The 17,738-nt window shown below is 62.5% G+C and carries 15 protein-coding genes; all 15 read left to right on the top strand.

The window, feature by feature from the left end:
* The first annotated feature begins 132 nt into the window (after window positions 1-132).
* On the top strand, window positions 133-1,257 hold the full coding sequence (locus HU767_RS09345) for an FAD-dependent oxidoreductase (protein ID WP_186729378.1): 1,125 nt from the start codon (window positions 133-135) through the stop codon (window positions 1,255-1,257).
* Between the two features lie 128 nt (window positions 1,258-1,385).
* Window positions 1,386-3,065: a DUF1302 domain-containing protein gene (locus HU767_RS09340; RefSeq protein ID WP_186706211.1), complete on the top strand. Its 1,680-nt coding sequence runs from the start codon at window positions 1,386-1,388 to the stop codon at window positions 3,063-3,065.
* Between the two features lie 12 nt (window positions 3,066-3,077).
* The gene (locus HU767_RS09335) at window positions 3,078-4,442 is read left to right on the top strand and encodes a DUF1329 domain-containing protein (protein ID WP_186729377.1); all 1,365 of its coding nucleotides are present in this window, start codon (window positions 3,078-3,080) and stop codon (window positions 4,440-4,442) included.
* A gap of 71 nt (window positions 4,443-4,513) precedes the next feature.
* The gene (locus tag HU767_RS09330; RefSeq protein WP_186729376.1) at window positions 4,514-5,617 is read left to right on the top strand and encodes a YCF48-related protein; all 1,104 of its coding nucleotides are present in this window, start codon (window positions 4,514-4,516) and stop codon (window positions 5,615-5,617) included.
* A gap of 4 nt (window positions 5,618-5,621) precedes the next feature.
* A complete protein-coding gene (locus HU767_RS09325; protein ID WP_186729375.1) occupies window positions 5,622-8,153 on the top strand; it encodes an MMPL family transporter in 2,532 nt (843 codons plus the stop codon).
* A 125-nt stretch (window positions 8,154-8,278) separates the two neighbouring features.
* Complete coding sequence (locus HU767_RS09320) at window positions 8,279-9,481, top strand: MFS transporter (RefSeq protein WP_186729374.1); 1,203 nt, start codon at window positions 8,279-8,281, stop codon at window positions 9,479-9,481.
* Window positions 9,482-9,529: 48 nt separating this feature from the next.
* On the top strand, window positions 9,530-10,603 hold the full coding sequence (locus HU767_RS09315) for an aromatic ring-hydroxylating dioxygenase subunit alpha (RefSeq protein WP_186729373.1): 1,074 nt from the start codon (window positions 9,530-9,532) through the stop codon (window positions 10,601-10,603).
* Window positions 10,600-11,643, top strand: a complete 1,044-nt coding sequence (locus tag HU767_RS09310) for an aromatic ring-hydroxylating dioxygenase subunit alpha (protein WP_186729372.1) — start codon at window positions 10,600-10,602, stop codon at window positions 11,641-11,643. Before HU767_RS09315 ends, HU767_RS09310 begins: the two co-directional genes overlap by 4 nt.
* Window positions 11,643-12,596: a PDR/VanB family oxidoreductase gene (locus tag HU767_RS09305; RefSeq protein WP_186729371.1), complete on the top strand. Its 954-nt coding sequence runs from the start codon at window positions 11,643-11,645 to the stop codon at window positions 12,594-12,596. The genes HU767_RS09310 and HU767_RS09305 overlap by 1 nt, the downstream gene beginning before the upstream one ends.
* Before the next feature lie 63 nt (window positions 12,597-12,659).
* Window positions 12,660-13,232: a cupin domain-containing protein gene (locus HU767_RS09300; protein ID WP_186706219.1), complete on the top strand. Its 573-nt coding sequence runs from the start codon at window positions 12,660-12,662 to the stop codon at window positions 13,230-13,232.
* Window positions 13,229-14,221, top strand: a complete 993-nt coding sequence (locus HU767_RS09295; RefSeq protein WP_186729370.1) for a fumarylacetoacetate hydrolase family protein — start codon at window positions 13,229-13,231, stop codon at window positions 14,219-14,221. The genes HU767_RS09300 and HU767_RS09295 overlap by 4 nt, the downstream gene beginning before the upstream one ends.
* Window positions 14,212-15,219 (top strand): NAD-dependent epimerase/dehydratase family protein, encoded by a 1,008-nt coding sequence (locus tag HU767_RS09290; protein WP_186729369.1) that lies wholly within the window; start codon window positions 14,212-14,214, stop codon window positions 15,217-15,219. The genes HU767_RS09295 and HU767_RS09290 overlap by 10 nt, the downstream gene beginning before the upstream one ends.
* The gene (locus HU767_RS09285; protein WP_186706222.1) at window positions 15,206-15,991 is read left to right on the top strand and encodes a cyclase family protein; all 786 of its coding nucleotides are present in this window, start codon (window positions 15,206-15,208) and stop codon (window positions 15,989-15,991) included. The genes HU767_RS09290 and HU767_RS09285 overlap by 14 nt, the downstream gene beginning before the upstream one ends.
* Window positions 15,988-16,719 carry a FadR/GntR family transcriptional regulator gene (locus HU767_RS09280; RefSeq protein ID WP_186729368.1) on the top strand — a complete coding sequence of 244 codons (732 nt, stop codon included), beginning with the start codon at window positions 15,988-15,990 and terminating at the stop codon, window positions 16,717-16,719. The genes HU767_RS09285 and HU767_RS09280 overlap by 4 nt, the downstream gene beginning before the upstream one ends.
* Complete coding sequence (locus HU767_RS09275) at window positions 16,716-17,666, top strand: LysR family transcriptional regulator (protein WP_186729367.1); 951 nt, start codon at window positions 16,716-16,718, stop codon at window positions 17,664-17,666. Before HU767_RS09280 ends, HU767_RS09275 begins: the two co-directional genes overlap by 4 nt.
* Window positions 17,667-17,738 lie beyond the last annotated feature (72 nt).

Below are 17,738 nucleotides of genomic sequence, written 5' to 3'. Positions count from 1 at the left end.
GTCAAACGCCTGCTTTGCCGAGAAAGTGGACACAAAGCGGTACCGAATGCGTGCAAACACAGCGAGTTCTGAAGCCTGGGATCGCCCCGGCAGAACGCTCGCGTGCATAACAAGAATAAGAGTGAGACGAGCATGAACGCAGTGAAAAAGGTGCTTATCGTCGGTGGTGGTATCGCTGGTCTATGTGCGGCAATCGCTTTGCGTCGCAAAGGCATTGTCGTCGATCTTGTCGAGCTCAAGACGCAGTGGACAGTCTACGGCGTTGGCATCATCCAGCAGAGCAACGTCGTGCGCGAGATGGCCAAGTTGGGTGTGTTGGACGGCTACCTGGATGCTGCCTACGCGTTCGAGGATGTGACCATCAATACCACCGCCGGTGAACAGCTGGCGCGGATTCCTGGTCAGCGCCTGGCCGGCCCCGACTACCCAGCCAACGTCGGCATCTCGCGCCTGGCCCTGCATCAAGTCCTCAGCGAAACCGTTGCTGCCCTTGGCGTCTCGGTCCGTCTGGGCTTGAGTGTCGAGTCGCTGGAGCAGGTAGGCGAGGGCGTTGATGTGCTGTTCACCGATGCCAGTCGCGGTCGCTACGACCTGGTCGTCGGCGCCGATGGCCTGTATTCCCACCTGCGCGGTCTGCTGTTCGGCGAGCAGTACCTGCCGCGCTTCACCGGCCAAGCGGTGTGGCGCTACACCTTTCCACGCGCCGCCGGGATCGATCATCTGGCTACCTTCCAGGGGCCCGCCGGCAATGCCGGACTGGTGCCGCTGGGGCAGGATCAGATGTACCTGTTCATGACCTCCCACGAGCCCACCAACCCAAGGCTAGAGCCTGCCACGCTGGCGTCCCAAATGCGCCAGCGCCTGAGTGGTTTCACCGGGCTGATCGGCGAGCTGCGCGAGCAAATTATCGACAGTGACCGAGTCGTCTATAAGCCGTTGGAGGTGGTGTTCGTCAGCGAGCCCTGGTATCGCGGCCGGGTCGTGCTGATTGGCGACGCGGTGCACGCTACGACGCCGCACTTGGGCCAGGGCGCCGGTATGGCCATCGAAGATGCCGTCGTGCTTGGCGAAGAGTTGGTCGCCGGCGGCGGCCTTGAACAGCAGCTCCAACGCTTTATGGCGCGCCGTTATGAGCGCTGCAAATTCATCAGCGACAGCTCGGTGTTGGCCGGTGTCAAGGAAATGGCCCACGACAGCAGCTTCGACCGGATCGGCCTGGTCAGGCAGATGCTCGAGGTCACGGCAGCGCCTATCTGAGGCACCGGCAAAACCGAATTCGCTTTCCCCTGGATGTTTCATGCCTGTGCAGGCTTGGCCCGGCTCGACTGCGGGCGCCGTTTCACCAGAAGAACTGACATACAACAACAATAAAGAGGGTTACTTCGATGGCTACTCGCAAGATCGCTGCGTCGCGGCGCGTCCCTTTCACCCTGACCCTTGCGGCCAGCCTGGGGCTTGGTGCGTCGGCTGCCCAGGCCTTCCAGATCGACACCGGCAATCCCGATCTCAGCTTGCGCTGGGACAACACGCTGAAGTACAGCGCGGCCTGGCGCCTGAAGGACCCCAGCAGCAAGCTCAGCGAGGGGCAGACGGCGCTGAACCAGAATGACGGCGATCACAACTTCGGCAAGGGGTTGATCTCCAATCGGCTGGATATTCTTTCCGAGCTGGACATCGGCTTTCACAACTTCGGTGCGCGTCTGAGCGGTGCCGCCTGGTACGACACTGTCTACCAGGACCGCAACGACAACAACGACGCGGCCAGTGCCAACCAGCGTTCGGTGGGCTTCGACGAGTTCACCAGCGACACCCGTCAACTGCATGGAGGTGACGGTGAACTGCTGGATGCCTTCGTCTACTGGAACGGTGAGCTGGCCGACCGTACCTTGTCGGTTCGCGCCGGGCGTCACGGCCTGATCTGGGGCGAGAGCCTGTTCTTCGGCGGCAACGGCATTGCCGGGGCCATGGCACCGGTGGACGTGGTCAAGGCGCAGTCGGTGCCCAACACGCAGTTCAAGGAAATCACCCGGCCGGTCAACCAGCTCTCGACCGCCTACCAACTGACCGACGACGTGTCATTAGGCGCCTTCTACCAACTGGAGTGGGAAGCTACCCGCTTGCCGGGCGCCGGTAGCTATTTCTCCACCAGCGATACTATCGGCGACGGCAATGAAAGGCTGATCACCGGCGGGCCGTTCCCGGATTTCCTGGGCGGTAATGCCAACAGCCCGGCCGCGTTTTTCCATGGCAAGGACAAGAAAGCCAGGAGTTCCGGCCAAGGCGGTCTGCAGCTCAAGTACAACACCGGGACGACGGATTACGGCCTGTATGCGCTGCAGTATCACGAGAAGACGCCCTCGTTGTATTTGAAACCGAATGCCACCGGGCCGAACTTCAGTACCGGGCAAGTCGGTGAATACTCCTGGGTCTACCCGGAAGACATCCGTGTCCTGGGCGCCAGTTTCGCGACCTCCGTGGACGAGTACAGCTTTGCCGGCGAGGCATCGATGCGCTGGAACATGCCGCTGGTGTCCAACGCCCAGACCGTCCTGCCGGGCGTCGACGCGGACAACAACGATGACGCCCTCTACGCGGTTGGCCGCACGGCCCACGTCAACCTCAACGTCCTGGCTTCGCTGGGCCCTTCTTTCGTCGCCAATGAAGCCAGCCTGGTAGGTGAGATCGCCTGGAACCGCCTGCTGGCCGTGACCAGGAATCGCGCCGCCCTGGACCCTAACGCCACCGATGACGGCCTGGGCTTGAAGCTGGTGTACACGCCCACCTATCGCCAGTTTTTCCCTGGCGTCGATATCAGCGTGCCGGTGGGCATCAGCTACTTCCCCATGGGCAAGTCGGCGGTGATCGGCGGGTTCGGCCCCGACAGAGGAGGGGACATGAACATCGGCGTCTCCGCCACCTACCTGGACCAAGTGACCGTGGGGCTGACCTACACCCACTTCTACGGTCCCGAGGACACCAGCCTCAACGCCGCCAACCAGTTCAATTACAAGCAATCGTTGAAGGACCGGGACTACCTGGCTTTCTCCGTCAAGACCACGTTCTAAGAGGATTTGCGCATGACCATTCAGTTCACTCTAAAGGCCTTGTGCTTAACCCTGCTGGCCGCCGCCGCGCCGATGGCCCTGGCCGCCAGCGCCGAACAAGCGGCCGAGCTGGGCAAGACCCTGACGCCCTTCGGTGCCGAGAAAGCCGGCAATGCCGATGGCAGTATTCCGGCTTGGGATGGCGGCTACACCAAGGTCGATCCGGCCTATGTTCCGGGCGGCAAACGTGGCGATCCGTTTGCCGCGGACAAACCCTTGTACAGCATCACTGCCCAGAACCTGGCCAAGTACGCCGACAAGCTCAGCGACGGCACCAAGGAACTGTTCAAGCGTTTCCCGGACACCTATCGCATCGACGTCTATCCGACCCGGCGCACGGCGGCCGCGCCGCAGTGGGTCTATGACAACACGCTCAAGAATGCCACCCGCGCCAAACTCGTCGACAGCAGCGCCGGCCTGATTCCCGACGGTGCTTATGGCGGGATCCCGTTTCCGATTCCACGGAACGGCACCGAAGCCATCTGGAACCACGTGTTGAACTGGCGCGGCACTTCGGTGGCGGGGCATTTTCGCCATTATCTGATGACGGCCGACGGCAACCAGGTGATGACCAGCGACGGCCTGTTGACCCAGGAAATGCCCTACTACTTCCAGGAGGGCGGCCCTGAAAACTACTCGGGCGACTACTGGCAGGTGCACTTTGTCAATCTCGGCCCGGCGATTCGTGCCGGCGAGCAGATCCTCGGGCGTGAAAACATCAACGGCGACAAATCCCAGGCCCATGTCTACCTGAGCGGCCAGCGCCGGGTGCGCACGTTGCCCAACGCTTGCTGCGACACGCCGACGCCGTCTACCGCCGGGGTCATGTCCTTCGATGAGTTGAGCGTGTGGGGCGGGCGTACGGACCGGTTCGACTGGAAATTGGTAGGCAAGCAGGAGATCTACGTCCCCTACAACACCAACAAGGTGCAGAACGCTGCCCAACCGCAGGACCTGCTGGGCAAGCACCATCTGAACCCCGATTACGTGCGCTGGGAGTTGCACCGCGTCTGGGTGGTCGAGTCCACGGTGGCCGCCGGCAAGCGCCACCAGTTGCCCAAGGGCCGCTACTACCTCGACGAGGACACCTGGCAAGCCCTGCTCGGCGACCGTTGGGATGCCAGCGGCCAACTGGCCAAGACCCTCTGGTCGCTGCCTTCCGTGCTGCCCGACCTGCCAGGCCTGGTGCAACTGTCTTCCGGTTTCTACGACCTGACCTCCGGTGCGTGGTTTATCCAGAACCTCTATGCCGGGTTGCCGGACCAGTATCGCGCGGTTGATCGCTACAAGGCTTCGGAGTTCTCGCCAGCGGCGATGGCGGGGCGCGGCGTGCGTTGAGTCTGAGCTGAGCGTGAAGGGCAGGCCTGTGGGGCTGCCCTTGGGATACGAGTGTTTGTCCGAGGTAGGTTATGAACAGAATCAGTCAGGCGAGCGCATTGCTCTTGGCCCTGTATTTGCCCTTCGCCACGAGTAAGTGCCTGGCCGGGCCGGCTGCGGTGGGCGTGCCGCTCAATACCCCGGCCATGGGGGTACCGGCTGCGCAGAACGGCGTATTGATCGATCTGGCGCGGGCTGGCACACGTCTGGTGGCAGTGGGTGAACGCGGCCTGGTGGTGTTTTCCGACGATAACGGGCAGAGCTGGCGCCAGGCTTCAGTACCGGTTTCGGTCAGCCTGACAGCAGTGCGCTTCGTGGATGCGCAAAGGGGTTGGGCAGTCGGCCACGCGGGCGTGGTGCTGGCGACGCTCGATGGTGGTGAGCACTGGACGCTGCAGCTCGACGGCGTGCGGGTGGCACAGCTGGAACTGGACGCCGCCAAGGCTGACCAAGCCACCGCTGCCGACCCGGATGCCGCCATGATCCGGGTACAAAATGCCGAGCGTCTTGCCGCCGATGGTCCAGACAAACCTTTCCTGGCGCTGGAATTCGTCGATGCGCACCGCGGGTTGATCGTCGGTGCCTATGGTGTGGCGCTACAGACCACCGACGGCGGTGCCACCTGGCACTCGATGATGGGGCATATCGCCAACCCGAACGGCTTGCACTTGTACGCGATCAGTCGCCAGGGCCCGCGTTGGTTCCTGGCGGGCGAGCAGGGCTACCTGGCGCGGTCGGACGACGACGCGACATCGTTCAGCCAGTTGGACAGTCCTTACGAAGGCAGTTTCTTCACCCTGCAGAGTCGTGCCGATGGCGCGTTGCTCGTCGCCGGCCTGAAGGGCAACGCCTTTGTTTCCAACGATGCTGGCGCAAGCTTCCAGCGCCTGTCCGTTCCCGTGCCGATTTCCTTCAACGACGCCACTCGCCTGGACGATGGCCAACTGCTGCTGGTCAACCAGGGCGGCATGCTGTTCCGCAACAGCGAGCAGACCGGAGCGGCGCTGCTGCCACTGGGCAAACCCTTGGGCAAGCCTGTTTCAAGTGTGATCGAGGCCGCCGATGGCAGCCTGATCGTTGCCGGTTTCACCGGGCTGCAGCGTCTCGCGCAGCCAGCCACTGCCGCTTCGGAGTGAGGTTATGACGTCCCCTGGTAAGTTTTTCCAGTCCCCTGCGAATGCGTTCGATGACTTTGATCCGTGTTCCGGCTCGGTGCTCGAACGCGCATTGTTCAACCATCGTCTGTGGGTGTTGCTGCTGTGCCTTGCGACCACGCTGGTGCTGGGTTGGCAGTCCAGCCGTGTCGAGCTCAATGCCAGTTTCGAAAAAATGATTCCCACCCATCACCCCTATATCGCCAACTACCTTGAGCACCAGAAGGAGTTGAGCGGGCTGGGTAATGCGGTGCGCATCGCCGTGGTCAACAAGCGGGGCGAGATCTATGACGCTGACTACCTCAAGACCTTGCAGGCATTGAGCGACAAGATCTACCTGCTCCCCGGTGTCGATCGCGCCTACATGAAGTCGTTATGGACGCCCGCCACACGCTGGGTCGCGGTGACAGAAGCGGGTCTGGAGGGTGGGCCGGTCATTCCGGATAACTACGATGGCGGCACTGCGAGCCTTGCGGCCTTGCGGCGCAATGTGCAGCTGTCCAACGAAATTGGTCAGTTGGTGGCGTTCGACCAGGCTTCGAGCATCATCCAGGTACCGCTGCTGCAGCGCACCCCCGATGGCCGACCATTGGACTACACCCGGCTGTCGCAACAACTGGAGTCGTTGCGCAGCCAATACCAGAGCGACAACATCGACATCCGCATCACCGGTTTCGCCAAGAAAGTCGGTGACCTGATTGCCGGCCTGCGGCAGATCCTGATCTTCTTCGCCGTGGCGATCCTGATCACCACGGTGGTGCTGTATTGGTACACCCGCTGCATTCGCAGCACTCTGTTGGTGGTGTTCTGCTCATTGGTGGCGGTGGTCTGGCAGCTCGGCTTGCTGCCGCTGCTGAATTATCAACTGGACCCCTATTCGGTGCTGGTGCCGTTCCTGGTGTTTGCCATTGGCATGAGCCATGGGGCGCAGAAGATGAACGGCATCATGCAGGACATCGGGCGCGGCATGCACCGGGTGGTCGCCGCACGCTTTACCTTCCGCCGCCTGTTCCTTGCCGGTCTCACCGCGCTGCTCTGTGATGCGGTGGGTTTCGCGGTGCTGATGATCATCAAGATCCAGGTGATCCAGGACCTGGCGATGATCGCCAGTATCGGCGTAGCCGTGCTGATCTTCACCAATCTGATCCTGCTGCCGATATTGCTTTCCTATGTCGGGGTCAGCGGTCGCGCGGCGCGACTGAGCCTGAAAAGCGAGCACGCCGAACAAGCGGGCCAGCATCGTCATGGGTTCTGGCGCTTCCTCGACCTGTTCACCCAGCGCCGGTGGGCGGCGTTGTGCATCGCTTTGAGCCTAGTGCTGGCGACGCTCGGCTTCGTGGTCAGCCTGCAATTGAAAGTCGGTGACTTGGATGCGGGCGCGCCCGAGCTGCGGGCCGACTCGCGCTACAACCAGGATGATGCATTCCTGACCCGGCATTACGGCGCCAGCAGCGATTTGTTCGCGGTCATGATCAAGACCCCTGCCAGCGCCTGTTCGCGCTATGACATCCTGAACAAGGTCGATGCCCTCGACTGGCAGTTGCGGACCTTGCCAGGGGTGGATTCGACCAATTCCCTGGCCTTGCTCAATCGCCGGATGCTGGTGGGCCTGAGCGAAGGCAGCCCGAAGTGGTACGAGCTGCAGAACAACCAGGCGATGCTCAACATGGTCACCGCCGGCGCGCCGCGTGGGTTGTACAACGAAGACTGCAGCCTGCTGACCCTGTACACCTACCTTTCCGACCACAAGGCGCAAACCCTCAGCGGCCTGGTGGATCACGTCGAACAATTTGCCGCCGCGAACAATACCGACGAGGTCCAGTTTCTGCTGGCGGCGGGCAATGCCGGGATCGAGGCAGCGACCAACATTGTGGTCAAGCAGGCCAACCGCGAAATGCTGTTCTGGGTCTACGGTGCGGTGATCCTGCTCTGCCTGATCACCTTCCGCTCCTGGCGCGCCACGGTGTGCGCGGTGATTCCGCTGATGCTCACTTCGATCCTCTGTGAAGCCTTGATGGTCTGGCTGGACATTGGCGTCAAGGTCGCGACCCTGCCGGTGATCGCCCTCGGCGTGGGCATCGGCGTCGACTACGCGCTGTATGTGATGAGCATCCTGCTCGGCCATATGCGTCAAGGCACCAGCCTGTCGGAGTCGTATTACCGGGCGCTGCTGTCCACCGGCAAGGTGGTGATGCTGACCGGTGTGACCCTGGCGATCGGCGTGGCCACCTGGATGTTTTCGCCGATCAAGTTCCAGGCCGACATGGGCGTGCTGCTGGCTTTCATGTTCGTTTGGAACATGGTCGGCGCGCTGGTTTTGTTGCCAGCCCTGGCTCACTTCCTGTTGCCGAGCAAGCGTGTGAGCACGGGACCGGCCGAGGCCGAACCCAGCCATCCGACCAGCTTGCCGCTGACGCCTGCCTTAACCGAGGAGGGGGCGTGCGTGAAACATTCGCTGCGCCTGGCTCCGGGGCTCGATCAGACGGCAACGGCGGCCGCTCATCCCGTCGCGTCATAACAACAAGAAAGGACTTCCCATGTCTCGTGTGCATCTGTTCCAGCAGTCTCTATGGCTTGACCTCATCGCCGGCCTGAGCGCCTTCGGCATGGCATTTTGCGCGGCGCAACCTGCGGAGGTGCGCGATGAACGTTGAACGCCAGGCGCGGCTGCCGCAGTCCCTGTTGCTCTTGCTTGGCAGTTGCCTGCCGGTGCTCGGTGCGGTGCTGCTGGCCCCCATCCTGCCGCGCATGCAGGAACACTTCGCCGGCACACCGGGCGTCGCGGTGCTGGTTCCCATCGCCCTGACGCTACCGGCGCTGATGATTGCCCTGTTGGCACCCTTCGCCGGAATCATCGCCGACCGACTCGGGCGCAAGCCGTTGCTGATCGGTGCGATGTGCCTCTACACCGTCTGTGGCGTGCTGCCGTTCTGGCTGGATTCGTTGCAGGCGATCGTCATCAGCCGCGCCGGCATCGGCGTGGCCGAGGCGGCGATCATGACCTGCTGCACCACGATGATGGGTGATTACTACAGCGGCGCTCGGCGTGAACGCATGTTCGCCCTGCAAATGGTCGCGACGTCGTTGTCGGCGGCGATCTTCATTGCCGTCGGTGGCGTGCTCGGCGAGCACGGCTGGCGTACCCCGTTTGCCCTGTATGGGCTGGGGCTGGTGTTCCTGCCGCTGATGGCCTGGTTGCTCTGGGAGCCGCGTGGGCATGCGGCCATCGAGAAGAAGGCGATGAGCAGGGCATTCCCCTGGCGCACCTTGGCACCGTTGTATGGCTTGTCTTTCCTGGCGGGCTTGAGCCTGTTCATCGTGCCGGTACAAGTGGGTTATCTGCTCAACCTGCTGCATGTCGAAGGCTCGCAACAGATCGGCTTGACCATGGGCGCCAGTCAATTCGGCGTGCTGGTCGGCGCCCTGAGTTTCCGTCTGTTCAGCGGTGTGCCGGCGCACCGGCAGATGCTCCTGGCCTTCGTCGCGGCCGGGATGGGTGGCGGGCTGCTGGCGGTAGCCAACAGTCACGGGCTGGTGGTGATCGCGGTCCTGATCAACGGACTGGGCATCGGCCTGATGATGCCGACCTTGCTCACCTGGATCATGGCCCAGGTCGATTTCCAGCAGCGCGGCCGCGCCGCCGGCGGTTTCACGGCGATGTTCTTTGCCGGTGAGTTCGCCAGCCCGCTGGTTGTGCTGGCGATCACCGGTGGGGTAATCGGTGCCTTGCCCGCTGCACTGGGAATTGTCGCGGGCGTTCAACTCGTAGTGGCCCTGGCCTGTCTTCGGTTGCGGGTCAGCGGGGCTGCTTTTCCCACTGCGGTTACCGCAGACCCTGAGCACTGACTTGCCCATTCGACGTTTCATAACAATAAAAACAATGAGGAGAACACCATGAGTTATTTGCTCAACACCTGGTACATCGCTGGGTGGGCGGACGAGCTGGCGCAAGGTGGCATGCTTGGCAGAACCATCGTCGAGCAACCGATCGTGTTCTTTCGCAATAGCCAGGGTGTCATCCAGGCGCTCGCCGATCGTTGCCCGCATCGTTTTGCCCCGCTGCACATGGGCAAGATTGTCGACGACAGCGTCCAATGCCCGTACCACGGCTTGCGTTTCGATGGCAGCGGCCAATGTACGCACAATCCCCATGGTGATGGGAATATCCCCAAGGCCGCCTGTGTTCGTGCGTTCGCGGTCGCTGAGCGCCATGGGGCAATCTGGGTCTGGCCGGGTGATTCGAGCCTGGCCAACAATGCGCTGATTCCTGATTTTTCCTTTCTCGACGAGGCGCCAACCCACGCCAAGGGGCATGGGTATTTGCCTACGCGCGCGCACTACGAACTGCTGTCCGACAACATCATGGACCTGAGCCACGTTGATTTCCTGCACCCCGATACGCTCGGTGGCGGGGCGTTGTCACGCACCCGCGCCACCATCGAGGAGCTGCCCCATGATCGCGTCCGCATCAGTTGGTGGGCACCGGATGATGTGCCTCCACCGGCGTTCGGCGCTCACCTTGAAGATCCAAGCCGGGCTGACGTCTGGGCCGAAGTCATCTGGCACGCACCTGGCCTGATGCTGCTCGGCAGTGGCGCCACGGCGCCAGGGCGCCCCAGGGACGAGGGACCAGTGACATGGAACCTGCATCTGATGACGCCGCAGGACGCGGCCAACACCCATTATTTCTTTGCCAACACGCGCAGTTTCGAGCAAGACAATGCGCAGTTGAATGCCTTCGTCCAGGAGATGTTGATCGGCATTTTTGCCGGCGAAGACAAACCCATGGTCGAGGCTCAACAGCGCCAGATTGGCGAGGTTGAACTGCTTGGCCTCAGCCCTGTGTTGCTGCCAGTCGATGCAGGGGCCGTGCGCTGTCGACGTCTTCTGCGTCGATTGATTGAAGCCGAACGCGCGCAGACGCAAGCCAGTCCGTCATCAAGTTATGGAAAAGAGGAATCGCGATGAGCTTTCTACGCAACGTCTGGTACGCGGCCGCCTGGGGTAACGAGGTCAAGGCTGGCGAGCTGTTCCAACGAACCTTGCTTAATGAGCCCGTGGTTTTTTTCCGCGACATCCAAGGTAACGCCCAAGCCATTGCCGATCGCTGCCCCCACCGTTTCGCGCCCCTGGGCATGGGAATCCTCAAGGGCGATGCGGTGCGTTGTCCGTACCACGGCCTGGAATTCGATGGCAGTGGCACCTGTGTGCATAACCCCCACGGCGATGGTGCAATTCCCAAGGCGGCAAAGGTCAAGGCCTACCCGCTGGTTGAACGCTACAGCCTGCTGTGGATCTGGATGGGTGATCCACGCTTGGCCGATGCGACGCTGATTCCGGATTTCAGTTGCATGGATGAAGACCACTGGTATGTCGGCAAGCGCTACCTGCACGCGCGGGCCAACTACGTGCTGGAAACCGACAACATCATGGACCTGAGTCATATCGAGTTTCTGCATCCGTCTACGTTGGGTGGCGATGGCGTCAAGAGCGCGTTGACCAGCGTGCAAGAGGAGGGCAACACCGTTTGGTCCAACCGCCAGACGGTTGCGGAAATCATGCCGGAGTTTCTGTACGCCGCCTGGAACATTCCTCAGGGCACACCGGTGGACCGTTGGATCGATGTGCGTTGGGATGCTCCGGCGAATATGTTGCTGTTTTCCGGCGCCGTGGCGACCGGGCTCCCCAGGGATCAGGGTGTTTCCACACCGATTCCGCATCTGTTCACTCCAGAGACCGAGACCACGACTCACTACTGGTTCTCAGTCTGTTTCCCCAAGGCGATGGGCGAATTTGCCGAGAGATTCGCTGATGAGCAGGCGGCCGCGATCAGCCGGCCCTTTGCCGATGAAGACTTGCCAATGCTCGAGGCGCAGCAGCGCATGATGGGCGCTGCATCGTTCTGGGACTTGAAGCCGGTCCTGCTGATCGGTGACGCAGGAGCGGTTCGCGCGCGGCGTGTACTCGATCGCATGATTGCCGCTGAGCAGCCTGCGGGTGCCAAGTGATGATTGAAGTCATCGTCACTGGCAAACGCCTCGAAGCCGAAGGCATCTACAGCTTCGAACTGGCCCCAGCGGAAGATTCCATGTTGCCTGCCTTCAGCGCCGGCTCGCATATCGACGTGCACCTGCCCAATGGCCTGGTGCGCCAGTACTCGCTGTGCAATCACCCCGAAGAACGCCACCGCTACCTGTTGGGCGTGTTGCTCGACCCGGCGTCTCGCGGCGGTTCGCAGGCCATGCACCAACAGGTGCACGAAGGTAGTCGGCTGCGCATCAGCGAGCCACGCAACCTGTTCCCGCTTGAGCATGGGGCGGGGTACAGCGTGCTGTTCGCCGGCGGTATCGGCATCACGCCGATCCTCTGCATGGCCGAGCGCCTGGCGCGGATCGGCGCGCCTTTCGAACTGCACTATTGCGGTCGCTCGGCCGGGCGCATGGCCTTTATCGAGTACATCCGCCGTTCGACATTCGCCGCTTGCGTGCAGGTTCATATGGACGATGGCGAGGAGGTCCAGCGTCTCGACGCCGGTCGGGTTCTGTCCGGGCCAGCCGCCGACCGCCACCTGTATGTCTGTGGCCCCAACGGTTTCATGGAACACGTTCTCGGCACGGCGCGCGCGCAGGGCTGGGCCGAAGCGCAACTGCACCGTGAGTACTTTACCGCCGCCGCTGCGCCGGCCAGCGAGGCGGGCGGTTTCGAGGTGCAACTGGCCAGCACCGGACAGTGTTTCCAAGTGCCGGCCACGCTCAGCGTCGCCCAGGTGCTGCTGGAGGCCGGCATCGACATCCCGTTGTCTTGCGAACAGGGCATCTGCGGCACCTGCATCACGCGCGTGCTGGACGGCGAGCCGGAGCATCGCGACATGTTCCTGACCGATGCCGAGCGGGCCCGCAACGACCAGTTCACGCCTTGCTGCTCGCGCGCGAGGAGCGCGCGGCTGGTGCTCGATCTTTAAGGTTTTCTCATGAATTCATCGATACCCGCTGGCGCGTTTCGCCAACTGATTGAGGACTCGAACATGCAACAGCTTCCTGGTTTCAAACGCGTGGTCACCGGGCACGATGCCCAGGGCCAGGCGGTGGTCGCGCTCAGCGGACCAACGCCCAACAGCTTCCCCCTCAAGGCCGTGCCCGGTACGGTCTTCCATGAGATCTGGAACAGTGGTGCCAGCCCGGCCGTGCTGGATAACGGCGACGACCCCACCAACAAGCCGCTTCAACTGAGCCCCGCACCATTGGGCAGCGTCATTCGCGTGGTGGATATTCCGCCCGACAGCGTGCAGAACCAAGTCAGCGCCGAGGATGCCGCGGCCGCCTTCGCCGAAATTGGCCAGGCTCATGCCGGTACAGGGCAGGCGGACTCCAAGCACAAGCTGATGCACCGTACCGAAACGCTGGACTACGGCGTGGTCACCGAGGGCGAGGTCTGGCTGGTGCTCGATGGTGAGGAGGTGCATCTCAAACGCGGTGACATCGTCGTGCAGCGCGGCACCAACCACGCCTGGAGCAATCGCACCGAGCAGATGGCGCGCATGCTGTTTGTGCTGCTCGATGGTCGCTTCGCCCCCGAGCTGCAAGGAGAACCGGCATGAAGCTCAGCACCCTGAAAGATCACAATCGTGACGGTCGCCTGCTGGTGGTGTCGCGCGACCTGGCCTGGGCGGTGGAGGCCAGTGACATCGCCGGGACACTGCAGGAGGCCATCGAGCATTGGCCGCGGGTTGAAGCCGCTTTGCGCGCTCGCTATGACGTCCTGAACGAAGGCTCGCTGGCCGGGGCCTTCGCCTTTGATCCGCAACAAGCCGCCGCACCCTTGCCGCGTGCCTGGCAGTGGCTGGATGCCTCATCGTTTCTCAGCCATGGCGAGCGGATGCAGAAAGCGTTTTCGCTGGACCCGATTGAAGGTGTCGAGCACACGCCGCTGATGTACCAGGGCTGCGGCGATGACTTCCTCGGTGCTCGCGATGACATCGTGCTGCCCAGTGAAACCCATGGCATCGACTTCGAAGGTGAATTCGCCGTGGTGGTCGATGAGGTTCCCATGGGTTGCTCGGCACAAGACGCCGTCGACCATATTCGGCTCATTGTGCAAGTCAACGACGTCAGCTTGCGCGCACTTGCACCCCGAGAGATGAAGACGGGCTTCGGGTTTATCCAGGCCAAATCCTCGTCAAGTTTCGCCCCGGTGGCAATCACCCCCGACGAGTTGGGCGAAGGCTGGCGCGACGGGCGGGTGCACCTGCCGCTGAGGGTCGAGTGGAACGGCCAGTGGTTCGGTCATGCACACGGTGGTGCCATGCATTTCGGCTTTCATCAATTGATCGCCCACGCAGCGCTGACCCGGCGTCTCAGGGCTGGCTGCGTGATCGGTTCCGGCACGGTTTCCAATGCCGACCCCACGGTGGGCGCGGCCTGCATCGCCGAACGTCGTGCCGTTGAGATGATCGAGCACGGTGCGCCACGGACGTCCTTCATGCGCTTTGGCGACCGCGTGCGCATGGAGGTCTTCGATCTGCAAGGGCAGTCGGTGTTCGGGGCGATAGACCAGTGTGTCGTGCGCGGAGGCCTCCCATGCGCGTGATGATTACCGGAGCCAATGGTTTTGTTGGCCGGGCGCTGGTGAAACGATTGCTCCAGACCAATGAGTTGCGCGGCCGGCCGATCAGCGCGTTGATCTTGCTGGACAAGGAATTGGTGGGGTTTGCTGAGGATAAACGCCTGCGCCAGCATTGCGGCAGTGTCACCGACGCCGCGCTATTGCGCCGCGCCTTGGCCGATGGCATCGATGTGGTTTTTCACTTGGTCAGCATTCCAGGTGGCGCGGCCGAGCAGCATTATTCACTGGGCTATCAGATCAACCTGTTGGCAAGCCTGGAGTTGCTTGACCAGTTGCGCCAACAGCCTGGCGTGCCGGTGCTGGTGTATGCCAGCAGCGTGGCGGTGTACGGCGGCGACCTGCCGGCCCGCATGGATGAGCGCGCCGTGCCGCACCCGCAGTTGAGTTACGGGGCGCACAAGGCGATGGTGGAAATGGCGATCAACGACCTTGCCCGACGGGGCGAGGTGGACGGTCGGGCCGTGCGCCTGCCGGGCATTGTCGCCCGTCCACGTGAACCCAACGGCCTGCGCTCGGCGTTCATGAGCGACCTGCTGCACGCCTTTGCTCAAGGTGAACCGTATTGCTGCCCGGTGTCGCCCCAGGCGCAGGCGTGGTGGATGTCCGTGCGGTGTTGCGTGGATAACCTGCTGCGGGCCGCCGAACTGCCCGCCGTTGAGCTTGGCGAGTCACGTGTCTGGCAATTACCGCTGTTGCACCTGTCCATTGCCCAGGTCATGGATGCCCTGGCCGCCGTCTACGGGCAGGAACGCCGCGGGCTGATCAGCTTCGCACCGGACGCTGGACTGCAAGCATTGTTCGGCAACTTCCCCGCAATGAAAACCCCTCTGGCCCGCGCCCTTGGCTTTCGCCATGACGGCTCGGCTGGCGCCTTGATACGTAACAGTTTGAACGCTGCCACCCCGACGCGTCGTGCGCGTGGGCGGGTGGGACTTGGAGTGAGTGAAAATGCAATCAACTAAACGCCGCCTGGTGGACCTGTCCGTGACCCTGGACAACAATCCCTACACCGATCCGCCGCCATTGCTGCCGAGAATCGACTACATGGACCATCAGCAAGGTTGGCCGGAGATGGCCGCGATGTTTCCCGGCCTGTCCAAGGCGCAACTGCCCGGTGACGAATCCTGGGCGGCCGAGCGCCTGCAGATCACCACGCACAGCGGTACGCACATGGACGCCCCTTGGCACTACGCCTCGACCACGGACGGTGGCAAGCCGGCGTTTGGCATCGACGAGTTGCCGTTGGACTGGTGCCTGCAACCGGGCGTGAAGCTGGACTTTCGTCATTTGCCAGATGGTCATGTGGTCAACGCTGCCCAAGTGCAAGCCGAGTTGGAGCGTATTGGCCATGTTCTACGGCCGCTGGACATTGTCCTGGTCAACACCCGTGCCGGTGCGCTGTTCGGCCAGCCAGGGTACCTGGACGCCGGGGTCGGCATCGGCCGTGAGGCCACGTTGTACTTGTTGGAGCGCGGCGTGCGCGTGGTCGGCACCGATGCCTGGAGCTGGGATGCGCCGTTCAAGTACACACGCGAACGCTTCGCCGCCACGGGCGATGCCTCGATCATCTGGGAAGGCCACAAGGCCGGACGCGACATCGGCTACGGCCAGATGGAAAAACTGGCCAACCTGGAATGCCTACCGGCCCATGGTTTCCAGGTGTCCTGCTTTCCCTACAAGATCAGGCACGCTTCGGCCGGCTTCGTCCGCGCCGTCGCGATTTTCGAGGAATGAGCGCGCCAGCGGCCGGTGAAAAAAAGCGCGGTAGCCTGTCCCAGGGGCTTGAGGCGCTGCTGTCGGAGCACATTGTCGAGGGACGGCTGCGTGGCGGTGAACAGTTGCCCACCGAGTCGGCCCTCATGCTGGAGCATGGGGTCAGCAGGACCGTGGTGCGCGAGGCCATGTCGCGTCTACAGGCTGCCGGAATGGTTGAGACACGCCACGGTATCGGGACCTTTGTACGCGGTAGCGCCCTGTCGTTGGGGGCCTTCATCGACCCGTCGACGATCGGTCTCATCACCGATTCGCTGGCGATCATGGAGTTTCGGATCGGTCTTGAGGTAGAAGCCGTCGGGCTGGCGGCCCAGCGACGCAACCCGGATCAGTTGACGGGGTTACGGGCTCTTCTCGATCAGCTCGGGCAGCCGGATGTCAGCGTCAATGATCGGGCGGCGTTGGATTTTCAATTCCATTTTGGCATTGCCCAGGCGACCGGCAACCCCTACATCGCCAGCACACTGCTCAACCTGGGCGAGGTCATCATCCCGCGCAGCCGACTGGATTCCGCGCGCCTGTTTCACGATGAGCCTCAGCATTACGAGCAGCGCATGCAAAGCGAGCACGAACAGATTTACCAGGCGATCTTCCATCAGGACGCTGAATGCGCACGTGCTGCGATGCGCCTGCATCTCCAGGACAGTCGCGAATACTTGCACCAGGCCCGCCAAGAGTTGATGACATGACGGATAACCAGAGCTACCCGGTGCCGGACACGGCCACGCAGCCTACTGCCACGGCGCTCACCATCATCGATCCCCGCTGGACTTTGTTCGTCCGGGTCGTGGCGGCTGGCAGTCTCAGCAAAGCAGCCGTGCTGCTGGACATGCCGCAGTCCATGGTGAGTCGCAATATTGCCCTGCTCGAATCGCAATGTGGCGAACGCCTGTTCCATCGCACCGGGCGCGGGGTGGTGCTGACCGAGTTTGGCGAGCAGCTGCTGCCCTGTATATCGGATCTTCTGGCGAACGCTGAAAGCCTTGCCGATGACATTCGCAACCTGCGTGGCAAACCGGTGGGAGAGGTGGTCGTGGGTATGTTGCCCTCCGCGGTGCGTCGGTTTGCGGGGACGCTTTTTGCTGCGGTGCGTGCCCAGATGCCCGGTGTGAGATTGCACCTGATCGAGGGCGCGAGCGCTCAACTCGAAGAGCAGTTGCACGATGGTCGTCTGGATATGGCGCTGGTGCTGCGTGAGAGCGAGGCGAGCATCGGCCAAGCCCATCTGCTGGCCAGGCTACCGCTGCACCTGGTAGGACCTGCCGCTGATCCTCTGTTCGGAAGTCGAGATATTGCGCTGGAAAATCTATCGGGGCTGCCATTGGTCGTGCCAGGGCGACCGCATCTGCTGAGGGCCAGGCTCGATCATTTGGCCGCCGAGCAAGGCGTGGAGCTGTGCGTGGCCGTGGAAGCCGACTCGGTCCAGCTCCAGTACGAGGTCGTCGCGGCAGGCGGAGGCTATGCGATTGCCTCTGTGCTGCCGGGCTCGCTGGATCAACGGCTGGTTTCATCGCGCATTATCGAGCCTGTGTTGGAGCGCTTTGTCGTGCTGGTCGAATCGCCCCGGCGCCCCTTGACTCGTGCTTCCCGTGAAGTGCGACGGCTGATTTGCAATCTGTCCATGCCATCGATTTAAGCGATAGCTGCTTTGCATCCCCAGCAGTATTCGGTGGGGGGCGCGCCTCGTAGGGTGTCAGTCAACCAACGA

It is taken from the genome of Pseudomonas sp. SWRI179 (assembly GCF_014268705.1).
GTDB classification, from domain to species: domain Bacteria; phylum Pseudomonadota; class Gammaproteobacteria; order Pseudomonadales; family Pseudomonadaceae; genus Aquipseudomonas; species Aquipseudomonas zanjanensis.
This window is presented reverse-complemented; position numbering and strand designations above follow the sequence as displayed.